This is a genomic window from Yoonia sp. JB2-21, from assembly GCF_055693545.1.
Genome location: NZ_JBVFUC010000001.1, coordinates 903,968 through 917,950 on the forward strand (window position 1 = coordinate 903,968; position 13,983 = coordinate 917,950).

General features: G+C 56.5%; 14 protein-coding genes and 3 pseudogenes. 11 read left to right on the forward strand and 6 right to left on the reverse strand.

Going from position 1 to position 13,983, the window contains the following annotated elements; all coding sequences use genetic code 11:
* Positions 1 to 4: 4 nt before the first annotated feature.
* The 3 genes and pseudogenes from ACZ1G5_RS04540 to ACZ1G5_RS04550 form a co-directional block, all read right to left on the reverse strand.
* Positions 5 to 1,233: pseudogene (locus ACZ1G5_RS04540) on the reverse strand (MFS transporter).
* A 150-nt stretch (positions 1,234 to 1,383) separates the two neighbouring features.
* Positions 1,384 to 2,106, reverse strand: a complete 723-nt coding sequence (locus ACZ1G5_RS04545) for a LysR family transcriptional regulator (protein WP_472734272.1) — start codon at positions 2,104 to 2,106, stop codon at positions 1,384 to 1,386.
* A gap of 12 nt (positions 2,107 to 2,118) precedes the next feature.
* Positions 2,119 to 2,193: pseudogene (locus tag ACZ1G5_RS04550) on the reverse strand (hypothetical protein); the annotation flags it as partial.
* 152 nt (positions 2,194 to 2,345) lie between these two features.
* Here ACZ1G5_RS04550 and ACZ1G5_RS04555 point away from each other — a divergent pair.
* The 11 genes and pseudogenes from ACZ1G5_RS04555 (at position 2,346) to ACZ1G5_RS04605 (ending at position 12,119) form a co-directional block, all read left to right on the forward strand.
* Positions 2,346 to 2,750: an MAPEG family protein gene (locus ACZ1G5_RS04555; protein WP_472731723.1), complete on the forward strand. Its 405-nt coding sequence runs from the start codon at positions 2,346 to 2,348 to the stop codon at positions 2,748 to 2,750.
* Between the two features lie 155 nt (positions 2,751 to 2,905).
* Positions 2,906 to 4,316 (forward strand): annotated as a pseudogene (ccoG, locus tag ACZ1G5_RS04560) (cytochrome c oxidase accessory protein CcoG).
* On the forward strand, positions 4,313 to 4,765 hold the full coding sequence (locus ACZ1G5_RS04565; protein WP_472731724.1) for a FixH family protein: 453 nt from the start codon (positions 4,313 to 4,315) through the stop codon (positions 4,763 to 4,765). Before ccoG ends, ACZ1G5_RS04565 begins: the two are co-directional and overlap by 4 nt.
* The gene (locus tag ACZ1G5_RS04570) at positions 4,762 to 6,909 is read left to right on the forward strand and encodes a heavy metal translocating P-type ATPase (protein WP_472731725.1); all 2,148 of its coding nucleotides are present in this window, start codon (positions 4,762 to 4,764) and stop codon (positions 6,907 to 6,909) included. Before ACZ1G5_RS04565 ends, ACZ1G5_RS04570 begins: the two co-directional genes overlap by 4 nt.
* Positions 6,906 to 7,067 (forward strand): cbb3-type cytochrome oxidase assembly protein CcoS, encoded by a 162-nt coding sequence (gene ccoS, locus ACZ1G5_RS04575; protein WP_472731726.1) that lies wholly within the window; start codon positions 6,906 to 6,908, stop codon positions 7,065 to 7,067. Before ACZ1G5_RS04570 ends, ccoS begins: the two co-directional genes overlap by 4 nt.
* A gap of 145 nt (positions 7,068 to 7,212) precedes the next feature.
* Complete coding sequence (gene groES, locus ACZ1G5_RS04580) at positions 7,213 to 7,497, forward strand: co-chaperone GroES (RefSeq protein ID WP_373409488.1); 285 nt, start codon at positions 7,213 to 7,215, stop codon at positions 7,495 to 7,497.
* A 48-nt stretch (positions 7,498 to 7,545) separates the two neighbouring features.
* Positions 7,546 to 9,189 carry a chaperonin GroEL gene (gene groL / locus ACZ1G5_RS04585; protein ID WP_472731727.1) on the forward strand — a complete coding sequence of 548 codons (1,644 nt, stop codon included), beginning with the start codon at positions 7,546 to 7,548 and terminating at the stop codon, positions 9,187 to 9,189.
* A 210-nt stretch (positions 9,190 to 9,399) separates the two neighbouring features.
* Positions 9,400 to 9,573, forward strand: a complete 174-nt coding sequence (locus tag ACZ1G5_RS04590) for a hypothetical protein (protein WP_472731728.1) — start codon at positions 9,400 to 9,402, stop codon at positions 9,571 to 9,573.
* Between the two features lie 82 nt (positions 9,574 to 9,655).
* Positions 9,656 to 10,501, forward strand: a complete 846-nt coding sequence (locus tag ACZ1G5_RS04595) for an NAD(P)-dependent oxidoreductase (protein ID WP_472731729.1) — start codon at positions 9,656 to 9,658, stop codon at positions 10,499 to 10,501.
* Between the two features lie 3 nt (positions 10,502 to 10,504).
* On the forward strand, positions 10,505 to 11,341 hold the full coding sequence (locus ACZ1G5_RS04600; RefSeq protein ID WP_472731730.1) for a DMT family transporter: 837 nt from the start codon (positions 10,505 to 10,507) through the stop codon (positions 11,339 to 11,341).
* 52 nt (positions 11,342 to 11,393) lie between these two features.
* Positions 11,394 to 12,119 carry an alpha/beta fold hydrolase gene (locus ACZ1G5_RS04605; RefSeq protein WP_472731731.1) on the forward strand — a complete coding sequence of 242 codons (726 nt, stop codon included), beginning with the start codon at positions 11,394 to 11,396 and terminating at the stop codon, positions 12,117 to 12,119.
* A gap of 27 nt (positions 12,120 to 12,146) precedes the next feature.
* On the opposite strand, the gene ACZ1G5_RS04610 is transcribed toward ACZ1G5_RS04605, so the two are convergent.
* The 3 genes from ACZ1G5_RS04610 to ACZ1G5_RS04620 all read right to left on the reverse strand — a co-directional run bounded on the left by ACZ1G5_RS04610 (position 12,147) and on the right by ACZ1G5_RS04620 (position 13,982).
* Positions 12,147 to 13,220: a 5-(carboxyamino)imidazole ribonucleotide synthase gene (locus ACZ1G5_RS04610; RefSeq protein ID WP_472731732.1), complete on the reverse strand. Its 1,074-nt coding sequence runs from the start codon at positions 13,218 to 13,220 to the stop codon at positions 12,147 to 12,149.
* Positions 13,213 to 13,701: a 5-(carboxyamino)imidazole ribonucleotide mutase gene (gene purE / locus ACZ1G5_RS04615; protein ID WP_472731733.1), complete on the reverse strand. Its 489-nt coding sequence runs from the start codon at positions 13,699 to 13,701 to the stop codon at positions 13,213 to 13,215. The genes ACZ1G5_RS04610 and purE overlap by 8 nt, the downstream gene beginning before the upstream one ends.
* Positions 13,702 to 13,763: 62 nt before the next feature.
* The gene (locus ACZ1G5_RS04620) at positions 13,764 to 13,982 is read right to left on the reverse strand and encodes a YdcH family protein (protein WP_472731734.1); all 219 of its coding nucleotides are present in this window, start codon (positions 13,980 to 13,982) and stop codon (positions 13,764 to 13,766) included.
* Position 13,983: the final 1 nt, after the last annotated feature.

A 13,983-nucleotide genomic window follows, 5' to 3' on the forward strand; every position in this document is an offset into this window, starting at 1 on the left:
CGTGCTATTCGGCGGCGGCAAGCAGACGCCCCTGAAACACGGTCTCATGTCCCGGGGCCGGATGGCGCGGGATCAAGAGTGACAGCAAAAGCGAGATAATCGCCATCCCAGCCGCCATCAAAAACACCAACTCCGGTGACTGCAGCCAAACATAGCCCAAAAGCGCAGGCAGGAAGACGGCCGCGATATGGTTGATCGTGAATGCAACCGCTGCCGTCGGCGCGATATCCTGCGGATCTGCAATTTTCTGAAAATAGGTTTTGATCGCCAGCGCCAGACTGAAAAAGATGTGGTTGATGATGTAAAGTGCAGTTGCCAGCATCACACCCCAGCCAAAATAGTAGATGCCGCCATAGGCAAAGAACACCAGACACAAGCCCGCATATTCAAAGACCAAGGCGCGGCGTTCCCCAAAATACTGCACCAAACCGCCCAACAGTGGCGCTGCGAGCATATTGATCAGCAATGTCGCCATGAACAGTTTGGTGATGTCATCAACGGCAAAGCCGAACTGCTCTACCATCATAAAACCGGCAAACACCACAAAGATCTGTCGCCGTGCGCCAGACATGAATTGCAATGCATAATAAAGCCAATAGCGCTTGCGCAGGATCATCTTTTTGACCTGCGGATGCGGCGTTTCAAATTGTGGGTAGGCCAACAAACAGATTGTCGCGACAACAGCCGTAAACCCCCCGACAACCAATATACTATGCTGTAGGTCAGCCCAAACCTGTCCCAACTGATGACAATCAGCAGGTAGACCACAAGCGTCGCCGCAGATCCCGCCGACAATATCCAGCCCAGCGTTTGCGGTGCTTTCTTTTTGTCGATCCATTGCAGCTGCAAGGACTGGTTGACGGTCTCATAGTAGTGAAACCCAATCGATGACAGCATCGTCACCGCAAGGATCCCGCCCATTTGCGGGAATTGTGCGGTCACCGCCGTTGCAGCGCCCAGCATGATCAGCGCCACCAACCCCAACACCTGCTCTCGCATGAACATGATCAAGGCAATAACGCCAATCGCGAAAAAGCCGGGTATCTCGCGCACCGTATGTAGCCAGCCAATATCAGAGCCATCAAAGCCCGCGACCTCAATCACAAAGTTATTGAGCAGCGCCGACCATGTGGCAAAGGCAATCGGCATCGCCATCGCCATAACAAACAACAGCGACGTGGGCCTGCGCCAAAGCGGCAGCGTATGTGTATCTTCAAGGCGGACGATTTGCATGGCTCAGACTTACGCCTGTTGTCGCGTGAAAGCGAGGGGTAAGACACTCTGCATCGGCATGTTCTGAGTGGCCTTTGTGCCGGGGGAAAGACGGCCATGTGCCCAACATTGTCGACTGCTGCGCAGCTGACCAACGGCTGGAGCAGGCATTCAAGAAGCTGCGAGAATTCTTTTGCCAACTTCGGCAATCTCTGTCCCTACGGCGCGCACTTTGTTTGATGCGCGGCTATCTTGATGCCACAAAATCCATGCTGCGTTTTGTGCAAAGGTTGGCTCAACGGGGATGCGAACAAGTCCCTGCTGTCTTTTCGCTACGGCAGTCGGCAACAGCGCCACGCCAAGGCCATGTCGAACAGCTAAAAACATGGTCTGAAGATCATTCACGAACATTTCGCGTTTGGGAGAATTTTCAGGCGTGTGCCATAGAGCATGTTGAGCCATGGGGTACGACGCATGAACAAGAGTGACCTCGGCAAAGCGACTTTTCTTGAACAACTCCGCATGCATCGCTGTTCCATATAGACCCAATCGCACCGGACCAATCTTTTCGCCGATCAGATCGGGCGGCGGTGAATTGGTAAACCTCAAGGCCAGATCAACATCGCCCGCCTCTACGCTGCTCATGCCGTCTTGGGCAATCAGATCGAATGAAATATCCGGATACTTTGACTGAATTTCCCTTAGCGCTGGAAGAACGATCAAGTCCATCCCCCAACTTACAGACGATATCCCCACTTTGCCGGAATAGGCTTTTGTTTCGGTGTTCGACAGCCGACGGACTTCATTGGCGTTTTGCTTCATCTGCTGAGCGACAACCAGAACATCCTCTCCTTTTTGGGTGAGGCTCCATCTTTGTCCTGATGTATCAATCAACCGGACCCCAAGTGCTTTTTCGAGAGCTTTCAGCCGTCGGGCCACTGTCTGATGGCTATATCCAAGCTGATCCGCCGCCTTTTTCAGACCACCAAACGTGTCGAGCGCCACAAGAAATTTCAGGTCATCCCAATTGATCTGCTTGTCCATATTTGACCTTTAGATGTCCAATCCTGCCCATTTTTTCACCTATGCATATCGCATAAGTTTGAGCGAGGACAAAGAGAAAGGGTAACATCATGAACTTACCAACGGCGCTGCTGCTTATGGGTGGCCTGCATGCACTTATGCTGTTTTTCCACGGGTCATACATTGCCGTTGTGCACGGCCTCCGTTGGGGCATGGGTCGCAGATCACAGGCGATTAGCAAAACCGACTTTGATCGACGCATCGAAATATCTATCGCGAACAACATCGAAAGCTTGGCGGCATTTCTGCCCTTATGCGGACTTGCCCTTTATCTAAATGCCGATGGTCCGATTTACGACGCCACCGCCGTTGCATATGTCGTTGGACGGCTCGGTTTTCTTGCGACCTACCTTGCCAATATTTCGTACATCAGAACGGCGTTCTGGCTCCTTGGGCAAAGCAGCATCATGGTTCTTTTCGTCACTTGCTTCAATGCGCTGAATGGTTTCGGCTGAACGCCAGCTTAGTCCTGCAATACGGAAAAATGGTCTATGGCTCCGCCGTACCCAAAACCGCGGCGATCTTCGCCATTCTTGATCCACATCAAGGAGATCCCCCCAAACCCCTTACAACTGATCCTGCGAACAGAACTCTATTCAGCGGGTCACTTATGTCCTCTACCGAAAATCAGCCGCTATATGCGCCGCGCGAACCGATTTTTCCGCGTCGGGTCAAAGGGTTCTACCGGAACCTGAAATGGTGGGTGATGGCGGTCACTTTGGGCATCTACTATCTGACCCCGTGGATCCGCTGGGACCGTGGCCCGAACCTGCCTGATCAGGCCGTATTGATCGACATGGCGCACCGCCGTTTCTATTTCTTCTGGATCGAAATTTGGCCGCATGAGTTCTATTTCGTCGCCGGCCTGCTGATCATGGCGGGCCTTGGCCTATTTTTGTTTACCTCGGCCCTTGGCCGTGTCTGGTGCGGCTACACCTGCCCCCAGACCGTCTGGACCGATCTTTTCATCCTTGTCGAGCGCTGGATTGAGGGTGACCGCAATGCGCGTGTCCGCCTTTGGAACGCCGACTGGTCGTTCCGCAAATTCCGCCTGCGCATCACGAAATGGACCGTTTGGTTGCTGATTTCGGTGGTCACGGGTGGTGCCTGGGTTTTCTATTTTGCCGACGCCCCAACGCTGGCCGTCAGCCTTGCCACGTTCACCGCCCCCTATCGCGTGGGCCACCATCGGTATTCTGACCGCCACAACCTTTCTCTTCGGTGGCTTCATGCGCGAACAGGTCTGCAACTACATGTGTCCATGGCCCCGCATTCAAGCCGCGATGATGGACCCCGAGACCCTGACGGTCGCCTACCGGGAATGGCGGGGTGAACCGCGGGGCAAGAAGCGGATTGAGGGCGCTGGCGACTGCATTGATTGCATGGCCTGCGTCAACGTCTGCCCTGCGGGCATTGATATCCGCGAAGGGCAGCAAATGGAGTGCATCACATGCGCGCTCTGCATCGACGCCTGCGATGACGTGATGGACAAGATCGGCAAGCCACGCGGCTTGATCGACTACCTTGCCCTGTCCGATCAAGAGGAAGAGGCCAAGGGCAAGCCTGCCAAAAAGCTATGGCAGCATGTGTTCCGTTTCCGCACGATGCTTTACACCACAATGTGGACCGCGATTGGCTTTGGATTGGTCTTTGCCCTGTTTATCCGCGCCGATATCGAAATGACGGTCGCCCCAGTGCGCAACCCCACCTTCGTGACCCTGTCTGATGGCACCGTCCGTAACATCTATGACATTCGCCTGCTGAACAAACATGGCGAGGACCGCGAGTTCCACCTGTCGCTGACATCCGACGACATTCTGCGCATTGATCTGGAAGGCACCGCCCAGCGCAGCATCATCGTGCCGGCCAATGAAACCTACCTGCAACGCGTTTATGTGTCCGCCCGCCCGATAGACCCCGCATCATCCATGGACCGCGTTGATCTGCGGTTCTGGGTCGAAGATCTGGTGTCTGGGGAACGCGCGCACAAAGACGCAATCTTTAATGGGAGAGCCCAATGACACGTGAATTTACAGGATGGCACATGCTGAGCCTGATGGTCGGCGGTTTTGGGATTATCATTGCCGTGAACCTGACCTTGGCATGGAATGCCGTCGCGACCTTCCCGGGACTCGAGACCCGCAATTCCTACGTGGTCAGTCAAAAGTTCGAAGCCGACCGCGCCGCACAAAACGCCCTGCGCTGGGATGCCTCTGCGACGATTGAGAACGGTGTCTTGACCGTCGCAATCCTTGATGCAGAGGGTGCCCCCGTCGAAACCGAAGTCGTCCGCGCCACGCTTGGCCGGGCCACGCATACTGGTCAGGACAGCATACCCGCGCTGACGTGGAATGGCCAAGCGCTGACCGCCCCGGTGGATGCCGCTGATGGCTATTGGAACCTGCGCCTTGAACTGATCGCGCCGGATGGCACCAGCTTCCGCCGCCGTTTTCCCATTACAGCAAAATGAGTGACGCGGCGATCTGTCCGGCCTGCGTGGGTCTTCCGGAGGGGCAGCTTGAAAAGGCCGCCTCAAACGGCACGGCACAGATCATGCTGTCACTGCCGGCCATCCATTGTGTGGCCTGCATCAACGGGGCTGAACGGGCATTGCGGGCTGTCGAAGGCGTGGCCAATGCCCGCGTAAACCTGTCAATGAAGCGGGTCACTGTTGGCACCAATCAACCCATTGCAGCAGAAGACCTGATCGACACGCTGGAACTTGCAGGCTTTGAGGCGCGCGTGCTGGACACCAGCTTGCTGGGGTCCGACGCCGACGACTATGGCCGTGGCCTGATGACCCGCCTAGCGGTGTCAGGCTTTGCAAATATGAACATCATGCTGTTGTCGGTCGCTGTCTGGTCAGGGGCCATCGGTGCAACGATGCATCTGTTTCACTGGATCACCGCAATCATCGCGATCCCGACCCTGCTCTATGCAGGACAGCCCTTCTTTGAAAGTGGCTGGCGGTCAACCAAGGCGGGGCGCCTGAACATGGACGTGCCGATTTCACTCGCCATCATCCTCGCCTCCGGGATCTCGCTTTATGAGACACTTTATGGCGGGCATCATTCCTATTTCGACGCCGCAGTCACCCTGACATTCTTTCTGCTGATCGGGCGCTATCTGGATCACCGCAGCCGCAAGGCGGCGGCCTCTGCGGCCGCCCAACTGTCGGCGCTCGAAGTGCCACGGGTCATGCGCCTGCGCGACGGGGTGCGTCAGATGGTTGACTTCGCGGATTTGGCGATCGGTGATTTGGTACAGGTTCTGCCCGGCGGGCGCATTCCGGTTGACGGCGTCGTCACTGATGGCACCAGCCAGATTGACCGGTCCCTGCTGACAGGTGAAAGCAAGTTGTGCAACGCAGGCACTGGGACCGCCGTCACAGCCGGCGAGGTCAATATGTCTGGACCGCTGACAATCCGAGCCACCACCGTGGGTGCCCAAACCACCCTGCGCAAAATGGTGACGATGGTGGATGAGGCTGAAGCGAGCCGCAATCGCTACACCGCCGTCGCCGACAAAGCTGCCGCCCTCTACGCGCCCGTCGTCCACTTGATGGCCTTTGCCGCCTTTGGCGGCTGGATGTTCTATTCCGGCGATCTGCGCCTGTCTTTAAACATCGCTGTGGCTGTCCTGATTATCACATGCCCCTGTGCGATGGGTCTGGCGGTTCCTGCCGTTTCAACCACGGCCGCTGGGCGCCTGTTCCGCGCGGGATTGTTGGTCAAGGATGGGACCGCACTTGAACGGCTGGCAGAGGTGGATACCGTCGTTTTTGACAAGACCGGCACACTGACGCTGCCTGCAGCGGCAGGTGATACGCTTGATCCAGAGGCACGGAGCATTGCGCTTGCAATGACGCAAAATGCAAACCACCCCATATCGCAGGCTATTGCAGCCGCATTATCGGGCATTACCCCGGCAACCGTGACAGATCAGCAGGAACACGCAGGGCATGGGCTGTCCGTAATATATGAGGGGCAGACGGTGCGGCTGGGTTCAGGTGCCTGGCTGGATGCGGGACCCGGCACATTCATTCAGATCGGTAATGACACACCCCAAAAGATCGCGGTGCAGTCCCAGCTACGCGAAGGGGCCGCCGATCTGGTGAAGGCGTGGCAAGAGCTTGGCTTGAAAATTCATCTGGTGTCCGGGGATGACGCCCAAGAGACCGCGCGCATTGCAGCAGCACTGAACATCAACGACTGGCAGGCCAAAACCAAACCCGGCGATAAGATCGACTATATCGAAACACTGGCGGCGGATGGCGCAAAGGTGCTGATGGTCGGGGATGGGCTGAATGACACTGGTGCCCTTGCTGCGGCCTATGCATCTGTTTCGCCTGCGACAGCGGCAGACGCATCGCGGGCGGCATCTGACATTGTCTTGCTGAACGATAGCCTTGAACCGTTGATCGAATTGCCAATTGTCGCGCGCGCAGCGCTTAAACGGATCAAAGAGAATTTCACAATCTCTACCATCTACAACATCATTGCCGTGCCCATTGCTTTGGCAGGGTTTGCGACACCACTGATCGCCTCTATCGCGATGTCAGCATCGTCAATCACGGTGCTATTAAACGCCTTGCGGCTAAAGGGGCGCGTATGAATATCCTTGTCGTTCTCATTCCTGTATCGTTGATCCTTGGCGGGCTTGGGCTCGCGGCCTTTCTGTGGAGCCTGCGCACCAATCAGTATGATGATCTGGACGGTGACGCATGGCGCATTCTGTCCGAGGATGACGACGCCCCGCGCAAGCACGACTAGGCATTATTTACCTAAATCTAAAAATGCACATTTCCCCGCGCTTGGGCTGTTGACTCATGCCAGCGTCATCCTTAATTACGCTGCGTTATCACTCGACACGGTTGAGTGCTAACATGAGAGAAACACGAACTGGAGAAGTTCTGAAATGGCATTTAAACCACTTCACGACCGTGTACTGGTCCGTCGTATTGAAAGCGACGAAAAGACAGCAGGCGGTCTCATCATTCCTGAGAACGCAAAAGAAAAGCCAGCCGAAGGCGAAATCGTCAGCGTTGGTGAAGGTGCGCGCAAGGACAGCGGCGAATTGATCGAGATGGCTGTCAAAGCTGGCGACAAAGTGCTGTTTGGCAAATGGTCCGGCACCGAAGTCAAGATCGACGGCGAAGACCTGTTGATCATGAAAGAAAGCGACATCCTGGGCATTATGTAAGCCCGGCGATTTCCCTCTCACTTTATCTAATTCAAGGAGCGCATGAAAATGGCTGCTAAGGACGTCAAATTCGACACAGATGCACGCAATCGCATGCTGACAGGTGTCAACACCCTCGCCAACGCGGTGAAGGTCACACTGGGCCCAAAGGGTCGTAATGTTGTACTGGACAAATCGTTCGGTGCCCCACGTATCACCAAAGATGGTGTATCTGTTGCCAAAGAGATCGAGCTTGAAGACAAGTTCGAAAACATGGGCGCGCAGATGGTCAAAGAAGTGGCCAGCCGCACCAACGACGAAGCCGGTGACGGCACAACAACAGCCACAGTTCTGGCCCAGGCGATTGTACGCGAAGGCATGAAATCTGTGGCCGCCGGCATGAACCCAATGGACCTCAAGCGCGGCATCGACCTTGCAACATCGAAAGTTGTTGAAGCGATCAAAGCGGCGTCACGCCCCGTATCCGACAGCGACGAAGTTGCGCAGGTTGGTACAATCTCTGCAAACGGCGAAGAAGAAATCGGCCGTCAGATCGCGGACGCGATGCAGAAGGTTGGCAACGAAGGCGTCATCACTGTTGAAGAAAACAAAGGTCTTGAGACAGAGACAGACGTTGTGGAAGGCATGCAGTTCGACCGTGGTTACCTGTCACCTTACTTCGTCACCAACCCTGACAAGATGACAACAGAGCTGGAAGACCCAATCATCCTGCTGCATGAGAAGAAGCTGTCTTCGCTGCAGCCAATGGTTCCACTGCTCGAGTCTGTGATCCAGTCCGGCAAGCCACTCCTTATCATCGCTGAAGACGTTGAAGGCGAAGCACTGGCGACACTCGTTGTGAACAAGCTGCGCGGCGGTCTGAAAATCGCTGCTGTGAAGGCACCAGGCTTTGGTGACCGTCGCAAGGCAATGCTGCAGGACATCGCGATCCTGACAGGTGGTCAGGTTATCTCTGACGATCTGGGCATGAAGCTGGAAAGCGTCACAATCGATATGCTGGGCACAGCCAAGCGCGTTTCGATTACCAAGGACGAGACAACCATCGTTGACGGTTCAGGCGACAAGGCCGAAATCGAAGCACGCGTCACACAGATCCGTGGTCAGATCGAAGAAACCACATCCGACTATGACCGTGAAAAACTGCAAGAGCGTGTGGCCAAATTGGCTGGCGGTGTTGCTGTGATCCGCGTTGGCGGCATGTCCGAAGTGGAAGTCAAAGAGCGTAAAGACCGCGTTGACGATGCCCTGAACGCGACACGCGCAGCCGTGCAAGAAGGCGTTGTTGTTGGTGGTGGTGTTGCCTTGATCCAAGGCGGCAAAGCGCTTGACGGTCTGGAAGGTGCAAACTCTGACCAGAACGTTGGTATCTCTATCGTGCGTAAGGCGATCGAAGCACCACTGCGTCAGATCGCTGAAAACTCCGGCGTTGACGGTTCTGTTGTTGCAGGCAAGATCCGCGAAAGCGACGACAAAGCGTTCGGCTTTAACGCACAAACAGAAGAATATGGCGACATGTTCAAGTTTGGTGTCATTGACCCGGCCAAAGTTGTGCGCACAGCACTGCAAGACGCGGCTTCTGTTGCAGGTCTTCTGATCACAACCGAAGCGATGGTTGCAGACAAGCCTGCCAAAGAAGGTGCAGCTGCCGGCGGCGGCATGCCCGACATGGGCGGCATGGGCGGCATGATGTAAAAAACGGCTTGGGCCTTGGCCCAAACGCTTTTGGTGGGTGGCAGGCGTTTGCTTGCAAATGCCGAGAACCCACTGACCTGAGACAAAAGAAGGGCGGCCCCGAAAGGAGCCGCCCTTTTTCGTTGGCCGTCAGTGATGCGGCATGCATACCGCCCCGGTTCAATTGAAACCCACCGGCGGACCGGCTACCTTTCCCTAATTGCCCTTACGATGATTACCAACATAGACGCCATTTCCATCCTTGCCTACGCGCTGGCAACCCGCGCCGCCGTCAGCCGCGCCGCCTCACGTTGGCTAAATGTTGATGTCCTCAGCGGGCTTGGGCTGACCGGGGTCGGGATTGCGATGACCGTCAAAGGATACCGGGCGATCCCCGCAAACTGACGCACTGTTCAAAAGATTTTGTAGCCCTTCCCATTCCGACCTTTCCAGTATCAACTCCGTCCAAAGGATACGGAGGGGCGACATGCTAAAAATCGGCATCATCGGACTAGGCCGCATGGGCAGCGCGATTGCCCAGCGCATGCAAACCCAGGGACACACCGTCACAAGTTGGACGCGCAGCGGACGCGCGGCAGAAGGGGTGCCACTGGCCACCGACCTTGCCGCCCTTGTGGCGCAATCTGATACGCTGATCCTCAGCCTTCTGGACGATGATGCGGTCACAACCGTTCTTGATGCATGCCTCGCCCTCGACCTGACCGGCAAGCAGATCATTGAAACGAGCACGGTCGTGCCAACGCTTTTGCAAGACAGGATCAAACGCTTTGAGGAGAAAGGCGCGTCAGCCGTCGACGCCCCAATCTCAGGCGGTCCCGAACTGGTTCTCGCAGGGGCGTGCGGGGTCTTCATCGGCGGTGGGGACTCGGCGGCAGCGCGTGCGCAGCAAACACTGAGCGCAATCTCCGACCGTGTTTTTCATGTTGGTCCCTTGGGCACCGGCCTTGTGATGAAGACAATCAACAACGGCATGATCCAATGCTATTTCAGTGGGCTTGATGACATGATGCCCTTGGCCAAACGGGCCGGACTGCCCTTGGAAACGGCTTTGCGCATCTTGAGCGGGGGGCCAGCGGGCATGCCGATGGTTGCTGACCGCATTCCAAAGATACTTGGCGATGATGCATCTGTCGGCTTTACCATTGCTGCGGCCCATAAGGACAATGACGTGTTTCGCCGTGTCGTGCGGGCCTATGGATTGGACGCGCCCACACTGGACCATACCTCCCAAAGACAACAGGTGGCCCTGTCCGAAGGGCTGGGCGATGCGGATCCGGCGACGCTGGTGTCCGCAGCCTACGCGCGTGGATAGACGATGAAGTTATTTGGACTTGTCGCGCTCACTATGTGCGCCTTCGCGGCCAATTCGGTATTGAACAGGGTTGGGGTCGCCCTGCACGGCATGGACCCGATGGATTTTGCGACGGTGCGCACCGGTTCAGGTGCCGTCATGTTGTGGGTTCTGGTCATGTTGCGTGCCGCGCGAACCCCTCAGATCATATCTGCCAAACGGTTGGCCGGGGCCATTGCGCTGGCTATTTATATGATCGGCTTTTCCTGGGCTTATATCACCTTGGATGCAGGGCTTGGCGCGCTGATCCTCTTTGGGGTTTTGCAAATCGTGGTCTTTGGCTGGGCCGTGGTCGAAGGCGGCGCCATCCCCCTGCTGCGCTGGATCGGAGCCGGCATCGCGCTGACGGGTCTATGTGTCTTGCTGTGGCCCAGCGGAACCACGCCAGCCCCGACAAGCGGTGCCGTCGCAATGGCAGTCGCGGGGACGGCATGGGCGGCCTATACCCTGCTGGGCCGCGCGGAGGCTGACCCGCTGGGTGCAACAGCCAGCAACTTTCTGCTCTGCTTTCCACTGGTCGCGTTTGCAATGATCTGGACAGGGGTCGGCCAAATGCCCCTGCCCGGTGTCGTCACCGCGATTATCGCCGGTGCCGTCACCTCCGGGCTTGGTTATGCATTATGGTATCGGGTTTTACCCGCCTTGCAGACAACAGTGGCAGGGATCGCACAACTCAGCGTTCCGGTGATCGCGGTTGCGGCAGGCGTCTTATTCCTGAACGAGCCGTTGACTCTGCGACTGCTTATCGCAGGTGGACTTGTATTGGGCGGGATTGCGGTCTCTTTGAAAGCGCGACGTTAGGTTTCTTGCCTTGGGGGGTTTTGTGAGCGGTCTACAATGCTACCTATGGGGCATGAGACTTCTTTGGGCGTCGCTTTTTGGTATTTTTGCTTCCGGTGCCGCAATGGCGCAGGACTGCGTCGTCATGTTACACGGGCTGGCCCGGACCGAGATTTCCTTTACCCCGTTGCAGTTGGTACTTGAGGATGAAGGCTATCTCGTCGTCAACCGGGGATACCCATCAACCACCGCCAATATCCAGACGCTGGTCGAAGAGCATCTTGCCGAGGATGTAGCGGCTTGTGGTGAGAGGCAGGTCAACTTTGTGACCCATTCAATGGGTGGCATTCTTGTCCGCGCATGGCTGACCAACAATCGTCCTGCGCAGATGGGCCGCGTTGTCATGCTGGGCCCCCCAAACGCGGGGTCTGAACTGGTGGATATCTTTGGCGATTTCGAACCGTTCCAATGGGTCAACGGGCCCGCCGGACTGCAACTAGGAACGGGAGAAGACAGCCTGCCGAATACACTGGATCTGTTGCCCTATGAAATTGGCGTGATTGCGGGTGACCGCACGCTTAATCCCGTTTACTCGGCGTTGATCGATGGTCCCGATGACGGCAAAGTGTCGGTCGCCTCCACCCGGCTAGAGGGCATGCAGGACCACATCGTGCTGCCCGTGACGCACACATTCATGATGAACAATCCGCTTGTGATCGCCGAGGTTGTGGCATTCCTGCGCGACGGTTTCTTTGATCGCGACTTGAGCCTGACAGGGATCATTTTCGGTGCAGACTGATCCGTCCTTGTGGGATTGTGGACAGCGCTAAGACGCCGCGCGAACCAATTTGTTGACATGGCCCATCTTGCGGCCCGGCTTCACGTCAGCCTTGCCATAAAGATGAATAGCCGCATCCGTTTTAGCCAGTTCAGACACACGATCCATATCGTGGCCAATCAGGTTTTCCATCACCACGTCTGAATGCCGAGATCCGTCACCCAAAGGCCACCCAGCGACGGCACGTATGTGCTGTTCAAACTGGCAAATCGTGCAGCCATTTTGCGTCCAGTGACCAGAATTATGCACACGCGGCGCAATCTCATTCACAATCAAACCTTGTGGTGTCACAAAAAGCTCGACCCCCATGACGCCGACATACTCCAACGCATTCAGGATGCGTGCCACAATCAGAACAGCATCTGTGCGCTGCCCCGATGTCAGTTTTGCGGGAACCGTCGTGGTGCGCAGGATACCCGCCTCATGCACGTTTTCGCCAGGATCATAGCAGGCCACCGCGCCGTCCGGTCCACGCGCGCCAATCACAGAAACCTCGTGACTGAAATCGACGAACCCTTCCAGAATGGCTGGCGCGCCCGCCATATCAGCAAAGGCTTGCGGCGCATCCGCAGGCACCATGATCCGGGCTTGTCCCTTGCCGTCATATCCGAAACGACGGGTTTTCAGGATCGCAGGGCTGCCAATCGACAAAAGCGCCGCCTCGAGGTCATCAGCCCCCGTCACATCAGCAAAAGGTGCGGTCTGCAGACCCAAATCTTGCAGAAACGCCTTTTCCGTCAAACGATCCTGACTGGTCGCCAAGGCCTGCCTGCCGGGATGAATGGGGGCAAGCGTTTCCAGAAGATCAAGGGCAGAGGTCGGGATATTCTCGAACTCATAGGTTATGACATCAACCGTCTGACCAAAGGCGGTCAAAGCGGCCTTATCGGTATATTCTGCCGTTGTTACTTTATGCGCGACATCCCCAGCCGGGGCGTTCGCACCGGGTTCAAAGATATGCGTTTTCAGACCAAGGCGGGCGGCGGCAACAGACAGCATGCGGCCCAACTGACCGCCGCCCAAAATACCAATGGTTGCGCCAACGGGCAAAGGATCAGTCATCAGTGGGTTCGTCCGGGATTGATGCGCTTAGATCAGAACGCCACTGATCCAAACGACCGGCAAGTGCGGGGTCTTGCAAGGCCAAGATACCAGCCGCCATCAGGCCGCCGTTCTTGGCACCGGCAGCCCCGATAGCCATCGTGGCAACAGGATAACCGCGCGGCATTTGCAAAATAGAATAAAGGCTATCAACGCCGGACAGGGCATTGGTCTGGACCGGGATGCCCACGACAGGCACACGGGTCTTGGACGCCATCATGCCGGGCAAATGCGCAGCACCACCCGCACCGGCAATGATGACCTGCAACCCACGCTTTACTGCGGTTTTGCCGTAGTCCCACAACCGATCAGGCGTGCGATGGGCCGAGACGATCTTTGTCTCATAGGCCACACCCAATTCATCCAGCACATCGGCGGCTTCACGCATTGTAGGCCAATCGGATTGGCTGCCCATAATGATACCGACAAGGGGTTTGGTCATGGTTCATCCCATCTTCACAAGGAAGCGGCACTATAGCCATGACGGGCTGCGCGGCAATGGCATCAGGCGATGATATCAGGCAAAATCCGGTCTTCGAGCTGTGCAATTTGATCTTTGAGCGCAAGCTTTTGCTTTTTGAGGCGTTTGATGGTCAGCATGTCGGACGATCCGCGCGCGTGCAGCGCCTCAATCGCCTCGTCCAGATCGCGGTGCTCCCGGCGCAAAACCTCAAGCTTTACGCGCAGCACCTCATGCTGTTCCATTTTCGCAGATGTGTTCATT